Origin of the sequence: Bacillus sp. FSL P2-0099 (assembly GCF_038007445.1) — a bacterium.
Classification (GTDB): Bacteria; Bacillota; Bacilli; order Bacillales; family Bacillaceae_G; genus Bacillus_A; species Bacillus_A mycoides.
The window spans coordinates 107225-128633 of record NZ_JBBOXE010000002.1; the positions used below are offsets into that span (position 1 = coordinate 107225).

At 37.2% G+C, this 21409-nt stretch carries 11 protein-coding genes; all 11 read left to right on the forward strand.

The window, feature by feature from the left end; all coding sequences use genetic code 11:
• Positions 1 to 54: 54 nt before the first annotated feature.
• On the forward strand, positions 55 to 7425 hold the full coding sequence (locus tag MKY90_RS28395; RefSeq protein WP_341093491.1) for a thermonuclease family protein: 7371 nt from the start codon (positions 55 to 57) through the stop codon (positions 7423 to 7425).
• A 95-nt stretch (positions 7426 to 7520) separates the two neighbouring features.
• On the forward strand, positions 7521 to 9572 hold the full coding sequence (locus tag MKY90_RS28400; protein ID WP_341093492.1) for a transglycosylase SLT domain-containing protein: 2052 nt from the start codon (positions 7521 to 7523) through the stop codon (positions 9570 to 9572).
• Complete coding sequence (locus MKY90_RS28405) at positions 9547 to 10878, forward strand: M23 family metallopeptidase (RefSeq protein ID WP_341093494.1); 1332 nt, start codon at positions 9547 to 9549, stop codon at positions 10876 to 10878. Before MKY90_RS28400 ends, MKY90_RS28405 begins: the two co-directional genes overlap by 26 nt.
• Entirely contained in the window at positions 10875 to 11240 is a 366-nt protein-coding gene (locus tag MKY90_RS28410; protein ID WP_098168852.1) for a hypothetical protein, read from the forward strand. The genes MKY90_RS28405 and MKY90_RS28410 overlap by 4 nt, the downstream gene beginning before the upstream one ends.
• A 14-nt stretch (positions 11241 to 11254) precedes the next feature.
• Entirely contained in the window at positions 11255 to 11824 is a 570-nt protein-coding gene (locus tag MKY90_RS28415; RefSeq protein WP_098168853.1) for a hypothetical protein, read from the forward strand.
• Between the two features lie 3 nt (positions 11825 to 11827).
• A complete protein-coding gene (locus MKY90_RS28420) occupies positions 11828 to 12316 on the forward strand; it encodes a hypothetical protein (RefSeq protein ID WP_341093498.1) in 489 nt (162 codons plus the stop codon).
• Positions 12316 to 13116: a baseplate J/gp47 family protein gene (locus MKY90_RS28425; protein WP_012259978.1), complete on the forward strand. Its 801-nt coding sequence runs from the start codon at positions 12316 to 12318 to the stop codon at positions 13114 to 13116. The genes MKY90_RS28420 and MKY90_RS28425 overlap by 1 nt, the downstream gene beginning before the upstream one ends.
• A gap of 16 nt (positions 13117 to 13132) precedes the next feature.
• Complete coding sequence (locus tag MKY90_RS28430) at positions 13133 to 14716, forward strand: hypothetical protein (protein WP_341093502.1); 1584 nt, start codon at positions 13133 to 13135, stop codon at positions 14714 to 14716.
• A gap of 17 nt (positions 14717 to 14733) precedes the next feature.
• A complete protein-coding gene (locus MKY90_RS28435; protein ID WP_341093504.1) occupies positions 14734 to 15849 on the forward strand; it encodes a hypothetical protein in 1116 nt (371 codons plus the stop codon).
• Positions 15850 to 15866: 17 nt separating this feature from the next.
• Positions 15867 to 18050 (forward strand): glycoside hydrolase family 78 protein, encoded by a 2184-nt coding sequence (locus MKY90_RS28440; protein WP_341093507.1) that lies wholly within the window; start codon positions 15867 to 15869, stop codon positions 18048 to 18050.
• A 45-nt stretch (positions 18051 to 18095) separates the two neighbouring features.
• Positions 18096 to 21395 (forward strand): LysM peptidoglycan-binding domain-containing protein, encoded by a 3300-nt coding sequence (locus tag MKY90_RS28445; RefSeq protein WP_341093510.1) that lies wholly within the window; start codon positions 18096 to 18098, stop codon positions 21393 to 21395.
• The last annotated feature ends 14 nt before the right edge of the window (positions 21396 to 21409 follow it).

A 21409-nucleotide genomic window follows, 5' to 3' on the forward strand; every position in this document is an offset into this window, starting at 1 on the left:
GTTAACATTTTGTTAGCTCTCATTTGTTTTACTACAGAAAAAGAGGTGACCAGAGTGAAAGAAAAAATATTAATTACCTCTCTAACAAGAGTTAGAAAAAATGCGCCTTGGCGTGTTGGTATATACATAAACGAAGGCTATACATTTATTAATGTAGGTGATAAAGGGAACATAGCAACTAGTCCAAGATTCAGCATATTTCTTTCGGAGGTAGAAAAGAAAGTATCTCGTTATCCAGTAGATATTAGTTTCTATTCGATTGAGGACAATAGAGAAATGGAAGTAACAATGATGCGTGACCAAATCATTTACATTGATTGTGGTTATAATTCACACAGACTATTATCAAGTGCTCGTTTCTACTATGAAAAACACGTACTTTCTAATCCATTAGAATTAGCACAGCAAAAGCCGGAAGAAAACAATGGGTTATTTAATGTGATGGAAAAACACGAAGAATCAATTACTTCTTCAGACTACATTGCGGTTGGAAGAGTAGAGAAAGTTACAGATGGTGATACAATTGATGTGAATCTAATAAAGCTATCTGACTATTTATCTAAACATTTTAAAGTAAATCAATCAGTCACAATTCGATATAACGGTGTAGATACACCAGAAAAAGCTCAATCAGGGGCAGAGAAATACAAAGACCCTAAGAACGCTAAGTTTGGAAAAACATATGGTATTAAAATGCAAGACATGTACACAATCGGAGAAGAAGCGTATAAATACAATGAGACAATCTTAGGAGGAAGTGCATCTCAAAAACCACTTGTGATTATTCATTTTGACCGCAATAAAAGTGGAGATCCACCTAAACAAGACGCTGGTTATGGTCGCTACATAGCAGATGTCTATGCTACGAATGAAAAAAGTGCTGATATCATTTTGGACAAGGTTCAAGAAGGGAAACCATTTGTACATGTAAACAAGTCTCTTTTAGTAACAAAATCTGAGAAGTTCCCAAATATCCCTCTTGGTATTTTCCCATTTGAGTATGCAAATACTTTAACTGTTCTTAATCCGTTGAATTGGATTGTTGAGTTAGGATTAAAAGCATACGACACTGGCACTGTTTCTCCATCACAGGATCCAAATAGTGAAGCAGGTTCTCCTGATATCGGTAGTGATGAGCCGTATGATGAAAATATTAATCAGGAAGAGATTAATATAGGGGGAACAACAGGGCCAACTCATAATGCCTTAGATTTCTTTGAGCCGTATGATGACAGGTTGTCTGTTTTCACAAATGGTATCAAAACAATAGATGACTTAAAAAGACATTCAAAGGTTAGAATCGGGGATGTAATTCTTACAATCCCACCTATCTCTATTGAGGTAAACAAAACCGCTAATATCTCCAAAATAAAAACACTTCGTACAAAATCTTCTGTATTAGTTAACGGTGGTCAAACGCTTACTACGTTAAGCATGGATCTTTATTTTCACGATATCGAATCAATTAATGGTAAGAAACAACCTTGGAAGAAAGAATACGCAAAAGGAGAAGAGGCTAAATACTTTTACGTGGATGGACTTAGACCATTACTTGGGCAATTCGCTAAAGCACCATTCGTTCCGATTGATAACTACTACATTAATGACGTATTAGGTATTCGAGATGTAGCTTTAATAGACATCGAAGTAACAACGGTTCCTAATTTCCCAGAGTCTTTAACTGCTAAATTAACGCTTGTTGAATTTAATTCAGAGGCATACTTAATGGATCACAGTACATTGGGCGATTCTATCAACTACCCAATGCTAAGATGGTACTACAATCAGTCCCTAGCGCCTCGCGGAGATAAGTATCGTTTCTTCAAGGGATTAGAAGGCCCAATTAAAAGTGACATCAAATTCACTCTTGCTGACGAAACTTACCTATCTGCACGTAAGGATGCTATCAATTACATGAAAAATGCAGATTCTCCAGAGCAGAGAAAAATCAATCTAAAAAATAAGAACGAGGATTACAAAAACAAAACAGAAGATAGCAAAGTTCTTAACGAAATCTTGGAACAATATAAACGCTATAAAGATTCTAAGATGAATCCAGAAACAATTATTGACGACACCCGAAAAGGTTTCGGTGATGTTAACTGGTGGTACATGGTTAACGAACTCAAAAAGAAATACAAATTAAAAACAGAAGAGGCAGAAAATGTTCTACATGAAGGAGCAGAATTGTTCTCTAAAATTTATGATGGTAAATACAAGGGCTCGTTTACTAATCTTCGTAATCACGAAATCTTTATTCCATATCAATCTCGCTTATACTTTAAGACTCGATTTGAATGGTCAGATGCGTCCGCGTTGCTCAATTACTATGATGAAGATCCTCCGGTAGATTATTCAAAAAAAGCATACAAAGGAAAAGAACAAAAGGGTCTTATTATCTTTAAGAAACTAACGGATGCAGGTAGTCAAAAAGAGCTTGAAAAGCAATTTAAGGAGTATTACGAGAAAGAAAAATTCTTTATTCCAGCTGATGATGATGCAATAAAAGCACTTAAAAAAATTGCAGATGGCGCAAAGGAAATGGAAAAAGAAGTAGATAAATATGAAGATGAATTCAATGAATACATGAGAGTTATCGAAGCTAGTGAGCGTCAAATTCCAATGAAAGAGTATCCGATTTCAGGAAAGGTTATTCCTATTTCTATGAATGCTCGTTTCTCAAACGAGTTTAGCATGGCGCATGTTCTATCTAGTGAAGCTGCATCCCTCCAATACATGGGTGGTGGAGATCCTTATATTGACTTAATCTTAGAAGTGGATGAAAGTGGCGCAAGAGATTTCAATAATCTTATTTCAACTTCTGATTACTACGCTAAGACATACAATCAAGGTATCACAAATGGATATATCGGTATTGAGAATGACCTTGCTCAATTATTTGGTATTCGATATGTAATGTTTGAAAGTATTTCTGTAAACACAGTTCCTAACTTCCCTGGAAGATATCAAATTATGCTTCAAGGTATCGCGTTTGATAAAACACAGCGTCAACGTGAAGAACTTACAGCACTACCTGGAAACAGCAAGCAGATGGATCTTGAAACGCTTAAGATCAATAAAATAGCATTTGCCAACGACCGTATGATTGAAGCAAGACTTCATAAGTTAGAAGTTTATCCAGATATGGAGCTTCCTACTTACGCTCAAATTAACGCTGTATTACCAGAGATAGATGCAGGTGCAAAAGAATATCCAAACTTGACAGGCGGAACATATTTAGACCCTGACTTTTATTTCTCTACAGGTAACACATTAAGACAGCTGATCGAATCAAGCTATCAGGGGAACCATCAAGTAAACATGTTTGATGCTTCAGGTGTAGCTGCTTATACAAGCAATATGTCAACAGACAAGCTTTTTGATACAACTGATGAAGACTGGGCGAAACTTAAGGCACTGCAAGAAACAGAAGGTGTAGAACCTCTTGGTTGGGTATTCCGATGGGGCAAAGAGCAAGAAGCTGCTAAATCTGATACTCCAAATACATCAGCAGGACCTGTTATGGCTGATCAAGGTGGCACGGCATCCGTAAAGAATGCAGACGTCCAAAAGTTTTTAACAGAGAAAAAAGATAATAAATTTGCTTACGAAACCTTCCCAACTATGGAAGAATGGAAAGCACTTTTCCCTGATGGTGGTAACGAGTATGATACTTTCTCTAAAAACCCTAGCGGTGATGAAGCACTTATTTATCAAGAAATTGATAGCTTAGTTGATAAGTACTTCAAGAAGTATTATTCCTTCCCTGAATTCATTGAAGAGTGTCGTGGGGACTTAAAAGATGCGGATAAATCTAAAAAGCTAGTCTCTTATCAACCTGCAGAAGATCTTTATTCTGTGAGTTTTGAAATAAAACGCAGTAAGTTACCAGCTAGCGACTCTGTTACGATTAATAATCTAATTAAAAAAGAGGTACTTAAAAAACCTGAAAAAACGGATCGTATTAGTACGAAAGACTTTCGTAACACAGAGTTGAAAATCACCAAAGAGCGCTTCATGACACTTATGAAAGCATTCTTAGACAAAACAAGCCAATGGAAACACTACAAAGGGAAAACACCTTCAGTAAGTAAAACTGGTCGTATAGGATTAGCGCAAGTAGACGTTTCTTCAAATGACATGAAGGTCGATGAAGTGAAACGCTTAATGTATAACTGGAGATATAATTTACAAACAGCAGTTAAACAACTTGCAGAACACTATGAGAAGCTGGAGAAAATAGACAAAGATTGTGAGAACTATGAAGTCTATGTTCGTCCTTGGGATGCAATGTTTGCTCTATATGAAAAAACGGACGCGAAAATCAAAACTACTAAAGACATTGAAGGTAGTAGTATGGCAAGCGGTGTTATGAGTCGATTCAACCATTACGCGACTAAGCCTTTTAATACGTTTAGTGGGTACAATAAAGATGTGTACAAGGGTTCAGCAGGGTTAAGTATGGAAGAATATATTACTATTGGTAGTGGTAATAAGGATGACTACGTTGATCAACTTCTTGATCTTGAATACTATGACTTATCAGTATTAAAAGCAAATAAATTAAAAGTCGATTCTGATAAGAAAAATATCAAGAAGGTTATGAAAGAACACCTTGAAAAGATGGACAAGGAAGAACTGTACAGTACTTATGAGAAGCATCTAAAGTTCTTGTATGAGCTAAGCAAACAGGATAGCTGGGTGGAGAAAGGTGTAGACTTTTTCGGGAAATGGAATCCAGTAAATCTTGTAACCTTGGGTAAAGCTGGCAAGGCGGTTGATAAAGCAACAGATGTAATCGCAGGGAGTAAAAAAGATAAGAATGGATACGAGTATTCACGAAAAATCTTTGAAAAAGCCGCTAAGCTTTACGAGTCAATTCGTGATGTTGATAAGACAGCCACTGCTTCAACAGAATCTACAGACCTGCGTTTGTATAACGATGTTGATCCACGTGTACTTTATGAAGAAATGTTCTATGACTTAAGATACCATGACCAACGCGGAAGAATGCTTCGTGCATTCCCAGGGTTCCAAATGTTCATTATCCATGAAGGTGATTACTTCGGGAAATACAAATTCTGGGACAATATGTACGGATTCAACGCTATCCAAAGCATAGACGTTCATCGTTCTCGTAAGATAGCTGCAGATACAGCAGTAATCTCCATGACTAATGTTTATTCGAACTTAACAACTCGTCGTACTGATGTTGACTATGTAGACCGTCAGCTGAAATGGTGGGACAACTACATCTGGAATGAGATTCCTCAAGATTTAATTGATAAAAAGGAAAACGAAATTCACAAGAACCTCTTCCTAGAAACAGGAGCGCGCATCCATTTAAGAATGGGATATGGTGCTACAGCTAGTGATTTACCAATTGTGTTTAATGGTACGATTTCAGAATTGGAGCTTGGTGATGTAATTGAAATTGTTGCTCAAGGTGATGGAATTGAATTAGGTAACGTAGTATCTGGAGACCCTGAGGATAATAACGATGGCTTATTCAATGTAACCGAACCACGAGATTTAATTTGTAGTCTTATGAGTTCGAAAGGAAGTTGGGCTAAAGACTTCATGAATGGTATAGTTGATGAGCGATTGTTTAAAGACAACCCTCTAGGGATCATGCATTTTGGTCAACCGTTCGACTCTAACGGTTCCATCGATTCAAAACCATTGGGTAACCTAGTATGGTTTAACGATAACTATGGAGAAGTTGCTCAAAACATTTATTCCTCAAACGGTACGCCTACATTCTCTCAATGGTTGCATCCAAATGGAGAGCGAAATAATATCTTTGAAGACTTTAGCTGGAAGCGTCTATGGGATAATAAGTTTAAAATTTTCAACCCAGGTGATGAAGACAACGTAGTTATTAAGTTTTATAACAATACTGTTTGGGATATCATCCAAACTATCACGTATTCTACTCCGGATTATATTGCTGCTGTTCATCCGTTCGAATTACGCTCCACATTGTTCTTCGGGAAACCGTACTGGCGTTGTGCATTTGAATACGGTTCTCGATACGAATTTGAAGCAGCGGATAAAACATGGAAGAGATACCTTACATCTCAACCAAAACGACCATATATGCAAAATAAATTCTACATGTCGGCTTACGATATTATAGAAAATAATATTAAAGCCAGCGAGGATAATGTCTTTACAAACGTTATTGTTAACTATGACGGAAAACAAACGCCTGTACTTTATGCGGATGCCGATATTCGTTATGACAAACAGAAAACACGAGTAGTAGAAGCGGATATTGTAGCAAAGTTTGGAGACTTCTATACTTCAGAAGTTATGGCGACACATTTTGGACACTCAACTCTTCGCGATAGTATGAAAGATATGTACAAAGGAAATCTATTAGTACTAGGAGATCCTACTGCTAAACCACATGATATGATGTATATTAATGATGAAATTAACGACCTACAAGGAAATGCGTTAATTAAGTCTGTAACACATCACTTCAGTATGGAAACTGGATTTATCACTTCTATTGAACCGGATTTACTGGTTGTAAATGACGATCAAGTGATTCTTGAAATGAGTAAGTGGTATATGAGTTTTGGACAATCCGTTGCCGCTACACTTGCAATCCGTGCTGCAGCAAATAAAGCCGGAAGAAACGTGACTAAATGGATTACAAAATCTAATAGTGTCCCTGCTAAAGTTGGGAAATGGGTTTCAACAAAAGGCTTAAGGCATACAGTAAGGATGGCAAATAGTGATGGAGATATGGATAAAATCCTAAAAACCCTCGATGATATAATTTCAAAAGGGGATGGGGACGTTAAAGCCCTCCAACAAAAACTAGTACAAGACTTCGAAGAGGCAGCTCAAAAAGTGACCAAAGAAGTAGGAGAGGATGCAGGTAAGGCTGCAGCGAAAGCCGCAGGGAAAACAGGGTTTATTAAGAACACAAGTAAGCAGGCTATTCTAAAATCGGGGACTGCATTTGCAAAAGTCTTATCAAGTTCTGACGATATAACAAAGATCGGTAAAAGTGCCATAAATATTGTTCGAGGGGCAGCTTCATTTACTCCAATCGGACTTATTGTTAACGCATCAATATGGATTGGTACAGAAATGCTGTTTGAACACTATCGCCGTTTCAAAGAAAATCTTCAATGTGTTGTGGCAATGCCATTAACTTATAGAGGAAAAGAATTGACAGCAGGTATTAATAACCATGCAGGTATGATTTATGGTGATGCACCAGGTCGATACGATAGCATGTTCAATGCAACGTTCTTTGATGGTAAAGAGGAATCTGATTTCTTTGGTAGTAGTTTGATAAAACTAGCTAACTTCTTTACTGGCTCAGGTGGAGAAGAAGGTGTATATGCAAAAACTGAGAAAGCCCACCAGCTAAATGAATTAGCTAAGAAACAGCAATCACAATAATTAAGGGAGAGGCATAGCCTCTTCTTTTTTTTTTGTTAACTATAGCGAAAATCAAAATAAATGGTTAGCTTATCACAATAAGGAGGAGTAGCTATATGGCACAAAAAGACAAACAAACCTATAACACAGAAATGTATATAAAGAAAATAAAAGCGGCGAAAGAAGTATATGCGGAACGTAAGAAGTTTCTACAGGATTTCTCACTCAAAAAGAAAAAAGAGAAACCAAAAGATGGCGGTGGAGAAGTTGCAGCATCAGGTGGAGGTGCCGGAGTAAACTTCAATGGAGAATTACCTACAGTTGCTCAATACACTGGACCAGACGTTTACACTGACAAACTTCTAAACGGAGGGGTCTACCAAAACGGTCTTAAAGGCAAGGTAGCTGGTACTGATCAATGGAATCAGCATATTAAAGAACAATCAGCAAAAGCTGGTGTAAACCCTCTCATGATTAAAGTAATTATGGCAACAGAATCTGGTGGGGACCACGTTAAAACACCAAACTCTTCTAACTGTGTTGGATTAATGCAAACAGAAAAAGAAATTACTGGTAATCTAGGTTTAGATTTTGGTAAAGCATGTAGCGACCCCGTCTACAATATCTATGTAGGTTGCATGATTCTTAAATCAAAACATGATTATGCTGGAGGTGTTATCTCTAGGGCTGCGGACAAATATTCCAGATATAAAAGTCGAGGGTTTGAGTTAAAACAAAACGTTCATGGGGTTTCCTGGTTGTATAACGGTTTTAGTGTGCCTGATGGTGTGGAAAATAAAGTTTATAGTGGTGGATATGTTTATGCGAACCAAGTAGCTGCTATGTATAAAGGTTTTGGAAGAGACGCATACACAGATACAATTTTAACTCTGGATGTTTTATCTGGTGGAAGTGGTGGAAGTTCATCCTCTGCTGGTGGTAAAGGAACAGGCGGAAAATGGGAGTACGGAAAAACATTTGCAAGCGGTGCAGAAGCAGTTAAATTCTTGGATACTGTAGATACAACTATGATTAATGGAATCTATGTCCACCATACTTGGGACCCAGACCATACAAAGGCTAAAGGTGTGTCATTAGCAACATTAAATGACAATATGAGAAGATTCCATACACAAACAAATGGCTGGGACGATATCGCTCAACACTTTACTATCGGTGTAGATGGACAAGTAATTCTTGGACGAAATATTTCATCCGTACCATGTAGTGCAAAAAACTATAATGGTACAGCTGCTAATCACCCCGCCATGTATGAAATGATAGGAAACTTTGATAAAGGTAAAGATACTTTGCAAGGCAAACAGTTGGAGTCTGCTGTTGCGATTGCTAAATACTTTGCTGGTAGACCAAATGGTGTGAAGTTTCACCGCGAAGGATTAATTAATGGTCAAGAGCCAAAAAGCTGTCCGGGTACTGGAGTTGATAAAAACTGGTTTATGGGCTTAGTAAATGGTGGGGCGAAGGCAAGTGCATTTTCTGTCCAGTCAGTACCTTTATCAAATAAAGAGATTGAAGAGAATTTCGCATCTGGATGTGACCTTTATCAAGATCCGGTAAGAGAAGATGTTATTGAATACCCCGTTAAGTTCCCACCAACCGAAGAGGAATTATTATTCGCTAAAGGTTTTGCGACCAAGATAAGTATCCCTATTGCAAAATTAAAAGAGAGCAGAATTGTTGCCCCAGAATACACAAGATCAAGCTATGTGGAAGACTTTAAAATGTCATCCAGTTATGACATGAAAAAAAATTATACCCCATTATCTCCAAATGAATTCATTCATCTAAATGGACCTCAAGAGAATTTTTACACAAGTGAAGCAAGACAAGCTTTTCGTCTTCTTAAAGATCGACTTGGATACAGAACGTTAAGGATTGCTAGGGGGTTTGATCCTTCCGATGGAGAGTCGTCTCATTCTATTGGTATATCTATGGATATATATGCTGATTCTACGGAAGAAGCAGTTTACATAGCTGATACTGCATGGTTAACAGGATTTCGTTCAATTGCGGTTGGGCCTAATTTTGTTCATGTTGATATCGGACCAGAATCAGTTTGGGGATATGATAATCTACCAATCTATAGAGGACCAGGTACATTAAAGGCAGGTGCATTCCGTTATGGCTACAAACAAGCAAACTTATAATACCGAGAGTTATAAGAAAAAAATTAAGGCTGGTAAGGAAGAGTATGCAAAAAGAAAAGAGTTCCTTGCTAAATTTAATCTCCCTAAACTTAATGACGATGAAGACGAAGTAGAAGAAAAACCTTCTGATGCTAGTAAAAAATCTGAAGGTCAAGGGAATGCAGTAAAAGAACCAGAAGGTGGAGTTGGTAACTTCTCAGGTTCGGGTGAACTATCCGTACCTGCAGAACCTAAGTCATATAGATTCACTTCTGTTATGGGAGCCCGTTGGGGAACAAGCCATAACGGAGTGGACTTAGCTCCTAATACTCCTGGTGATACCAATTGTAAGATACTATCTGCAGGAGATGGTGTTGTTCTTCAAGCTAGAAGTGGGGTAGGTGGATTTGGTACTTGGATAGTTATCAAACACAAAGATGACCTATATACGATTTATGGCCATATGCACCCTAGTACACTAAAAGTAAAAACCGGTGACACAGTAAAAAGAGGACAGCATATTGCAAATATGGGTATGCAAGGAGAATCAACAGGTGTCCATTTACATTTTGAAGTTTGTACAGACTTTGTTAATAACAGGAGAGGAACTACTAAAAATCCTGAAGACTATGTAAATGTCCGCGCTTCAGCATCGTCTATAGAAGTTAATTCCTTTACACCACAAGCTAAGTTCTCAGCAAAAGCAGATGAGAAAGAAGAAGGTAACGAAAAGCCAATGCATCCCCATTATGATAATGATGGAGCTGAGTTATCAGAAGAAGAGAAGTTGATTGACCTAGCATACAGAAGTTCTTATCCGTATATACCAGTTCCATTCGTAGGGGATTCTATGAGAAAAAGCAATGATACAAGAGACCTTTTTCTTCTTAATCGTGTTGGCTGGGCTAGAACTACCAAGTATGAAAAGATGGTTTCTTTGAATAAAGAAAGATTTATTCATAGTGACAAATACGATGGTCATGAAGGTAATCTTTATTCCTCAGATGCAAAAAGGTTGTTTGAAAGCTTGCTTTTGAAAACCAAAAAACCTTACTTTGAGGTTATTAGTGGTTTCCGCTTTAGTAACCAAGGTCAACTCTCACCACATGAAGCAGGTTGTGCAATTGATATCCTTGTGAAAAGTATAGACGAGGTAAGAGAAATTGCAGATTGTGCATGGCAATTAGGTGTGAGATCAATCGCAATTGGTGGAGACTTCGAAAACAACAAAGGGTTCATTCATTTAGATATTGCTCCAAAAGGAAAAGACATTATGTATGATGGAGTTCCTATTTATGGTGGACCAGGAAAGTGGGTAACTCAATGAACTTTAACAGTCAAATCCATCAGTCTATTTATAGCAAAGTAGTTATACCATCTTTGAATAGATTACAAGGAACGATTGAAGGTTATGTGATTCAAGTAGATTACACGAAATTAACATGTGAAGTAGTCTACTCTGATGAAAACAGTCATGCTTTACGAACAATGAAAAACGTTTCTTTACCGAAAGATGGAGATGGCGTATTTACACAAGCTGTTAAAAACGGTGATAGGGTTTCAATCTCCTTTAAAAACAAATCCAAGGAGTCACCTTATATATCTACCGTATACAAGGCAAATCATAGTGATGACAATTATCTAAGCCCCTATGGTGGAAGAACGATTCGCCAATCCCGTATTTTTTAGAAAGGAGGATTCCGATGAATGAAGCATATGTAAATAAAACATATGGAGATGGAGACAAAGATATTCATTATCCTTATTGGCGACAAGTATTGCAAAATGAACTCGTTAACTTTAATGCAAAAAGTCTAGAGAAGGAATTAGAGAAATGGCAATTTATTGGTGAAGATGAAATTGCATTAAAACACCCCGTAACAGGATCAACCTTTAAGCTTTGTAATGACGGTTCTATTGAAATGTTTGTTAATGAAGATACAGGTATTCGTTTAGACGCGAAAGATAATGGAATCATCTTTTATGGTGATAGCATTCACTTTGCTACAAAAGAAATGAGAATGCATACAAAACCATACGGGTTCATTTGGAATAATCACAACCTAAATCCTTATTTGTATTATGGCGATAAGGTAGGGGAACAGAGAAACATTCCAAAAGCTTCTATGGTTTCTATGCTACAAGATGGACCAAGTAACATTAATGTTCCTTTATTCCAAGAGCAACAGAGAAAACATTATTACGACGCAAAAGTTACATCCATGATTGAAGATCTAGGAATAGAAACTTCAAGAATAAAGAGAGGAGGATAACAAATGAAAGTCGATTTTCGTTTTTCACCGGAAGGAGATTTAGAACTTGGTTCTCCTAGTTTCAATGACTTTGATGAATTGCTCTATGTTGATTCGGTAGGGAATACCTCAACAGATAGCTCAGAAGGTTTATTAATAAGAGATATTCCATTACAAGTATCATACTTAAGTGAGAAGCAAGTAATATTCAACCGATTAAGAACCGACAATCCAGACTGGTTTATCCATAAGGATATAGGAGCTGATTTATCCGAACTAGTGGGTCTCCCTAATACAAGAGAGACAGGCGAATTAGGAAAGTCTCTAATTGAAAAAAGTCTAACAGGTGACAAGTTTATACTTCCGGGTGATTTAGATGTTAGGCCTGTGCCTGTAAGTTCTAGTGAAATACTTTTCTATATAACTGTAAGAAGAAAAGTAACGGATCTAGTTATGCCGGTTCTATTTAATTTAGAACATGGTTTGTTATCAGAATATGAGGTGAACAGTTAATGAGAAAATCAAAAGATGAAATGCTCGAAGATGTATTAACAAGACTTCGAACTGATGGTGGAATTACTGAAACAAGTCCAGGTTCCATTGCTCGAATGTTTTCAGAAGTAATGATAGACGAATTTAGTCCATTCTACGATGAATTAGAGCTAATTATTCAGATGGGCTTTGTTTCAACATCAACAGGTGGATACCTAGACCTTATTGGTGAACTGTTAAACTGTACTCGTGATGGAGATGAATCGGACGACAACTATCGTGCAAGAATCTCTAATCAAGTATCTGTTGAACAGAATGCAAATTTAATTGCTATACGTTTAAAAACACTGAGAATTGATGGCGTTGCAGATGCTCAGTTCAAAAGATTTACAAGAGGGACAGGCTCATTTACTTGCTATGTTACTCCTCAAGTCTATCCAATTGAAAACGACCTATTAACTCGTGTAGAAAGCATTATAGATGAAGTAGCTGCTTATGGTATGAATGTAGAAGTAAAAACAAGTGAGTACAACCCCGTTGATATTACCCTCAACTTAATTTTCCACTCAAAAACAACTTCTCTTGAAAGACAACACATCCGCAACAAAGTTATTCAAAATGTCGGAGCGTACATGAAGCAATTAAATATGGGTTCCCCAATTATTATCAATGAAATTATTCAGCGTGTAATGGAAACAAGCGAACAAATTCTAGATATGGAATTTAAAAAACTTGTTGTTAATGAAAAGGAATACTTCATTAAGAATGTTGAGCCTTCATTAGAAGAACGATACTTCTTAAGAAAAATTAACGTAGCATAGAAAGCAGGTGACACTATTGTTAAACAAACATACAACAAGTATGATGTCCATGCTTCCGCAATGGATGAAGATGGCCAAAGATCCAAAATCAGTAGGGGCCTTGTTTTTAGATGCATTTGGTGTTGAATTATCAGAGATTGAACGATACATAGAGCAAGCTTGGAACGACATGTACATTGGTACAACAAACTTACAAAAGGCCGATTACTGTTATAAGATTCCGCTTGCTACTCGTGATGTTGTAGATATTGAGACACTAGATCTCCACGTTCGTTTAGTTATCGACGGTGTACGAAGAGACTGTATGCCGGCTGATACTTTACGACTATTTTTTGAGAGTGATGACAACTCCTACATGATTGATACTATCGAAGGTTATGTATATATCAAAGTAATGGATTACTATATGAAAGATAATATCTTCAAACCATTCGATGCAATTGAAGTAGGGGACACCCTTCACTATGAATATATGCTTCATCATATCTGGAATGTATTTGATGAGTTCGGTATGTTACTAGGTATTTCTAGATTACCAGGTGAAAGAAACGGAGACTTTAAGAATCGTATCTTAGATGTTTTTAAGAATCCTGGCGGAGCAACAAAGCAAGGATTAATCAATGGTATTAGTAGAGAACTAGGTATTGATAAATCGGAAGTTAAATTAGGCTCACTATCTGATGATAAGTATGTTCAAACAAAACTTATGAATACAGATGGTACACCTTCCGAAACATATATCCAATACGTAAATCAGATTAATAGCAATCTAGGTTTTTCTTGGGATCATATGAACTGGGGAGAAGCTTATTGGAGAAGTATTGAAGAGAATAATATGGGGTTCCATTATCTACCTCATATTTGGGATGGTTTCTCTGCTTCATGGAAAGACAACGAAGTACAATCAGGTATTGGTAGCGGAGATGACTTATTAGTAACCGCACCGAAAGAAGAGTCTCCCGTTCGTGAGTTTAAGACTTATGTTGGCTTACATGGTACAGAAGAACAAATAGAAGAGAATCACCCACAAATACAATTCAAATACAAGATAGTGGCGAAAGGGAAAATACCTAATGATGAATACGAATTGGAAGATTACAAGTATACAGTAATGTCTTCAGAAATTATTCCACTACATTACGTATTAGTCGCTTTACGTGAGTTCTTATATCAAACTCACATCACTTGGGATAATCGCTATGGATACACTTTTAGTGATAATACATCTCCTGGTATGGAAGTTGTTACAGGTGAAGATGTTCTTCACAATAACGAAGAACCCAAAATTAAAATTCATGTAGACATGAAAACTGCGGATAGAACAGTGACACCTGTTTTAGAAGAGCTTATAGTGGACTGGACCGATCAGAATGATGCACCTCAGTCTTACAAATTAACAACTGACGAAGACTTTACCTTAAACAATACAATGACTCAAACAACGTTAGCCGATGTAGAAGTAGGTAACGGTTCTGTAACTCTTGGTAGAGGTTCATTCTCTGCTGTTATTGATACAGAGGGTTCATTCTTAAGAGGATCACAAGGTATATCCGTAAGAGTTAACAGAGAAGGTTCTTTATCTCTTAACCTACCAAACTAACAAGGAGTGGATAAATAATGGCTGAAACTGGATCAGTACAAAATGCAGTTGGGAATAATATTTATCCCGATTTAGTTCTTACTCGTTTCCCTGAATTATTCGATGAGCGTAGTGGTTCTAAATCAAACCCCAACTTGCAACGATGGACAAACCTTAAAGATTACAACATGGCTGAACATGTAAACTCTCTGCAAGATGCTACGATGGCAATACAGCGTATGCTTGGGGAGTTGGCTCAAATGCCAGCCGCACCAAAGGATGTAAACGGGAAACCTATTACAGACCCAAATGCGCTACTAAACCTTAAACGAACTTCTACAGTTAAGTCTCGTATAGACGCACTTGAGACTCATGACTGGTATGCTGAGTTCGATAAGAGATACGGTGGACCAGTATGGAAGTTTGATAAGGATAAACCTACAAATGCTACAATTCAACAACACCGTCACTTAGGTAGCACTTCAGGGATCCCTGGTATGCCTGAGAAGATTATGCTTACACAGGAAGTGCAAGGTAAGCTTCCAAAGGCAAACGTTGATCTAACAAAGACTGCTACAGGGATAACTGGTTCTGATATCTATGTAGAATCAACTTCTAATACGAAAGTAGCAGAGGCGATTAACGATAAGATTTCCGAAACAACAGGTGGAACAATTGCACAAAATGCAGAATTAAAAGTGTTAGGAAAAACAAACACTCGATGGACAAGAGAGTTTGATTCTAATGATGCATCTTCAACTGGTAATACCGCAGTTGCTGACGGAAAAACGTTACTGAACAAAGCAATTGAGAGTGGTGCTACTGCTGCTTCAGACCTATTAAATGCTCCATTAGATGGAATGCATTATGGTCGTTATGTTGCGATTGTGAGATTATCCGCAAGCAGTCTTCCTTCTAATGGGCTTGTTGAGATTTCAGCAGTCAACTCAAAGACAAACCAAGTTATTAACAAAACTACTTTAAACGGAACAGACTTCGATACAAGTGGACAATATAAAACATTCTACTTGATCTTCAATCATGATGGTTCTACAAAAATACGTGTTCGAAAACTAGCTACAACTTCTTCTGTAAAAGTTCGTTTCGATTATGCGATTGTTGAACCAGTTCACCCAGCGGTATTTGATCGCTAAGAAAGGATGTTATATAAATGGCAAAACGACCAGAAGGGTTATCTCCTAATTTTAACTCCATCGTTTCTCCAGACGTTCCTTCCTCATTCATTTTTTCATGGACATTCATTAAAGAAAACTCTAGTGATTATCAGAAAGATGCAGAAGTAAAGGTATATAAGACGGGCACTAACACAGCCCTTATTACCTTCTCTTCAGGAACAGATAACCAAGTAGATATAACTTCTCACCAGGGTGTTCTTGACCCAGAGCAGAATTATGAATGGGAAGTAAAAGTAACAGCTGCTAATAACTCGACTGCTTTTAGTGGAAGAAAAAGATTTAAATTCGGAAATATATTTCTACAAGATGGTCTTGTGTGGCCAGATGGACCAGATGCGTACGAATACATTGGAACCCGCAAGTACTTTAATGAGATTAAAGAAAATGCTGCCTCAGTACTTGAAGATTACGTAATAGATTCTAGAGAAGAAAACGATGCATTAGAAAAAGCTTTGGCTTTATTTACTCGTGAAACTGTTCCTAGTCGTACCGATTTTGAAAACCTCGAAAGTATCCTATGGTTAATCGCAAAAAAAGAAAGTACCTATCAAGATGAAATCCAGAGACTCATTGAAGATGGTCTAGGGGCTCAAGATATTCATAAGATATATACACTTTTTGAGCGTCTTGTTAAGATCCCACCAAAAGAACCAAGCAATGTGTATTTAAGCTTTGGTGGCTTTGAGAAGCTTTACGTAAAAGAAGGAAAAGCATACAACAATGGCAAGGAAGACTTATCTGTTGATATCAACTGGAAGCCCTCAGATCTTAAATCAGGTACGTGTACGATTAACTTCTTGAATGAATTGACAGAGGATGTTTCGTATTACAGGGTTGAACTAGAGGTTGGTTTCACTGATGAAGCTTGTACTCATACATTACTTTATCGGGTAGAAGATATAGATTCGTTAGGAAGAAAAATTAATATCCCAATGGATCACATCAGCTTTGTACATCTTTCTTCTTCAAAAGAAACGCGTTACGTACTTAGAGTTTATGCAGTAGATAAAAGACGAAAACAGTCAACCAATTATTATAAACCATATAACGTAAATAACGTTCCTCTTGGTGTAGCAAGTTACAATCTGCGTGTTCAACAGAACGACTTGTCAAATCAATGGGCTATCCAGTATTACCATGATATTTACAATGGCCCGAATACAGCTTATGTTCATAATGTAACAGGGAATGTAGATGGTATTTACCATTACGCTGTTCGTGTATTTGATATAAACGGAAGCGTTAGTGATTGGTATTGGTTCCCCGAACAAATAAAAATCGACCCTTTAAAACCCCCTTCAGCTCCAAAACCATATTTAAATTGGTCTACTCAAACTGAACTTGAATTTGCTTGGTCTGCTGTTCCTACTGCAGAGTATTATGAATATATACCTACATGGTGGCCAAATCCTTCAACTCAAAGAGAGAATGGTCTTACTACAAAACACATATGGTTAAATTACGATACTACATATGTTCAAAAAGTAAGAGCAGTAAACAGAGCGGGTGCATCTCCTTGGGTTACCGTTAGTGGTAGAACAAAACCAAGACCAATTGTTGAAGCATACCAAAAGGGTGCAGGAAGCAGAACTTGGCGTACAGATTATGTCATTTATAAACAAAACGGACAAGTTAGAAAAAATTCGTCAGAGTGGCGCTATGAATACGACGATAACGAAGTATTTCATGGAGAATGGGTAGAGCTTCGAAACAAGATTCAAGATGGTATGGCCGTTAAAAAAGGAACAAGATGGGGCAATAACAAATGTTTATTCTTCCTTGACCACAATGATTGGAGACAAAAATTGCAGGGAAAAGAGATTTTGGACGTTCAGCTTTATATTCGTAGAAGAAATACCGAACACGGATATCCGGAAGATGGTCGTTTCCTTCATGTATGGGCGCACAATTATGCAGGAAAATGGGATCTGCCTTCAGGATCGGATGGTCCTGATTTAAACAATCACCAAAAGATAGAAAGAATAGACTTTAATCGAGGTGAGTCTCACTGGATTTCTCTTAATAAGTCGTTTGGTGAAGGTCTACGCGACGGGTGGATCAAAGGGGTTGCATTTTATCATCCTGGTGCAGATTATGGTCCATACTCTTACATGCGTTTTGACGCTTATACATTCCAATTTTACGTAAAATATCGATAGGGAGAGAGTAATCTCCCCTTTATTTTTTTAAGGTGGTGACACAGATTGGCACAGTACCAAAGAAACTTTTATTCTAGTTCATTATATGGACGACTAAAAGCATTTTATGGAGATTATCTAACAGAAGAATTTGATGCTCAAGAACCTTTTAGCTATCATATCGATGCGAAAATCCAAGCACAATTACTTTCTACTTTTTACGCAGCAACAAGCAGAGAGTTTACAAGAATTGACTCAACAAAATGGACGGTATCCGGTAAGGATATTAAAACAAGAACTGCTAATACACCAGTAGAATTCTTAGCTACAGGTGACAATTTGGAAGTCCATGTTCGCCTTCAAAACGTTGGTGTTCAGAATATAGAAGCAAAGCTATTTAAAGAGGAACTTGTGGCAGAAACATACCAGTGGGTAGAGAAACAAACAAAAACAATCAATACGTTATCTCTTACTAACCCTAATAAGGTAGATAAAATCGCTTTTGATTCCTACGGATTTGGTGATTATAAAGTAGTTATCCAAGCACTTGATACGACAGCAGATGCAATCATTGTCGGCGGGAAACTAAGAACAAGTGACTTTAATATTGAGATTCGTACCTCTGCCAATAAAACTACATGGTCGAAATGGGAACCAATTACTCTAACTAAGACAATTGTTCAAGGACAGGAATATCTATGTACGGGACAGAGCGCAACGCTTTACAAAAACGTTCGTTATGTTCAAGGGAAAATAATTTTATTATCCTCAGATAATGCAACTTCTCCAATTATCGACAAGGTTGAGTTACGTTCAGAAGATAGTGGATTGTATGACCAAGATGGTGATTACACCGTTAAGATCGATTTAACACAAGTAGCGACAAGTGTTGGAAAGACCTTTAAATATGCTAATAAGATACGTTTTATTCAGAAGCAACCAATCGGTACCGAAATGAATATTCGTTCTTCTTCAAGTAGAGACAATATATTCTGGGGTCCAATAACAGCACCTTATCGTCAGAATACGAATCGTCTTCGATTAAAACGCGGAGCAACAAATCATAGTGTGACGCTAGGCCCAATTAATGAAGGGAATAAGTTTGATTTTAGTAAGACAACTGCATTATTGAATTGGGACACACAAGCATTCTCTCCAAAAGATGCAAGCAACACTAAGATATCTTATATCTTCTCAAAAACAAGAACGAATCAAAAAGATCCTCGTAATCTTCTTCAAGTAATTGATAACCCAATGAATGTAAAAGACCGAGCAATGAAGTTCTCTCCTCAACCGTATTTCTTAACTGTAGAAATGACACGTTCTTCGGTAAGAGGAACACCAGTAGTTGACCTTATAGATGTGTATCAAAACATCTTGTACAAGGAAGTAGTCAATGTGATAAATAAGGACGTTTCTGCTGTAGATAGTTTAGGTACGGGTAGAAAATCACTTCAAAAGATTAGTGATTATGCGTTCAAGTATCCTAGCACATCAAATCAAATTCCTTTTAATCAGCAACAAATTACTTCTGCTCAACAAAGATATGAGCTTACAGATCAAACAAGAAGACCTTCTGACGTTATGGTTTACCTTAAATCAGAGGAAAGCAAAGGGTCTAGAACAGGAAAGTCTATAGCTGCATCCGATGAAGTAATCGCAAAAGCTATTCAAAGGAAATTGGAGTTTGGAGAAAAAACAGGAGTCCTTATGCATTACCAATATGGTGCAGGGAAGGTTCAGTATCTAAGACCTTACGAGAGGGAATTAGACTCTACGTTTACACCATTCTTGTTATCAAATCTTAAGTACCGTTACTACATTCAAAATGGATGGCCGAACGAGTTGCATAAGGTTGTTAATGGGCAAACACTAAATGATGTTGCTGAAATGTACAACACAACGGTAACTGCAATTAAGGCAAACAATAAGGATATCCTGTTGAATGAAGATGGTACATTGGTGAAGGATCAGCTTATCACAATTCCAAATATATCTAAGAACAGCAAGGTTTCTCTATTCTTCAAGAACGGTACGCCGTATACACAAAAGTCTAGTCATAATTCGTTATACGACAAAGATCATGGTGTAAACGTTACTGACTTCTCAAGTGAGCCAATAAGTATTAAGGTTCCTACTAAGCCTCCAAAAGGGTATGTGGATTGGGCATCAGAAGAAAAGATTTACACAGGCGTAATTAATGCGAATGATATCCGTGGAGAATTTGTTCGTACACAATTCAACCTTTCTACTCTTTCAGATTTCAATCGTGAGTATGTAGTAGTAAGTGGAGACACATGGGAAAGTATTGCTACTAAATATGATGTTCATGTACAGGATCTAAAGATGACTAATGATTCAATTGAGGAATTAAAGGTAGGGAATACAATCATTGTACCTCCAAATATTATTCTTCCTGCATTAGCTCCTGAAGCTGAATTTGAAAATGCAATGCCTTATGAGATTTCCATTATTGAAGATTCTGTTCATAAGAAGAATGGTGTTAGAATTAATGAATCATTTATCCCTATCAATTGGAATGGGAAACACTTACCGCTTGAAGTAACGTATAGAACCTCCGAACTTCTTACAGCTGAAATGGTAAGAAATGCAGATGCAAATGGAATGGATCCACTTCCTTTAAGTGATGTTGTTGAAATCGTTTCTTGTAAGAAAAAAGTTGGTAGTGTAACATACCATATTTGGAATGACACTTTAAAAACTGGTGACTTTAAATTAAAGAGCAACTACATTGATTGGTCTCCATCTCAAGCAGGAGTATTAGAACCTGCAGCCGGGGAAGAATACATCGTTGTTTATAAACGTCGTGAAGTAAATACTGTAAAGGTTCATTTAGATACAACATTCTTTGAAAAGATGGGAACTGATATCGTATGGCGTTCACCGGAAGTAAAAGTATTTGACGGAGTTTGTACACCGACAGAAGACTTTAAGTTAGAACTTCCTACTCCTCAATCTTTCGAAGGTTATGATGGTATCTATAAAAACATCGGATATATTATTGAGGATAATGACTTGTGGGTAGAAACAAGTGTTCAAGACATTAACGGTAAGAAGTTCTTAGTAGGGACTCTTAACGGAAAAGACCCAAGTAAGAATTGGCATCCAGAAATTCAAAAAGGGTACTACTACCTAAAAGAACAAGAGCATTATCTATATTCCGAACCATTAAAAACGGTATTAACTGATAAAGAATTACCAACAGCTGACGGTATCGAATATGTGAATGGACCAACTGGAATCGGAGCAATGCTGCTGCCTGCTAGTAGCAACATGGTAAAAGATTCTGTATTAGAAAACGATAGTTGGAAAAAGGCTAAGGTCTTTAACGCATCGTCATTCTAGTTTAGTTAAGGAGG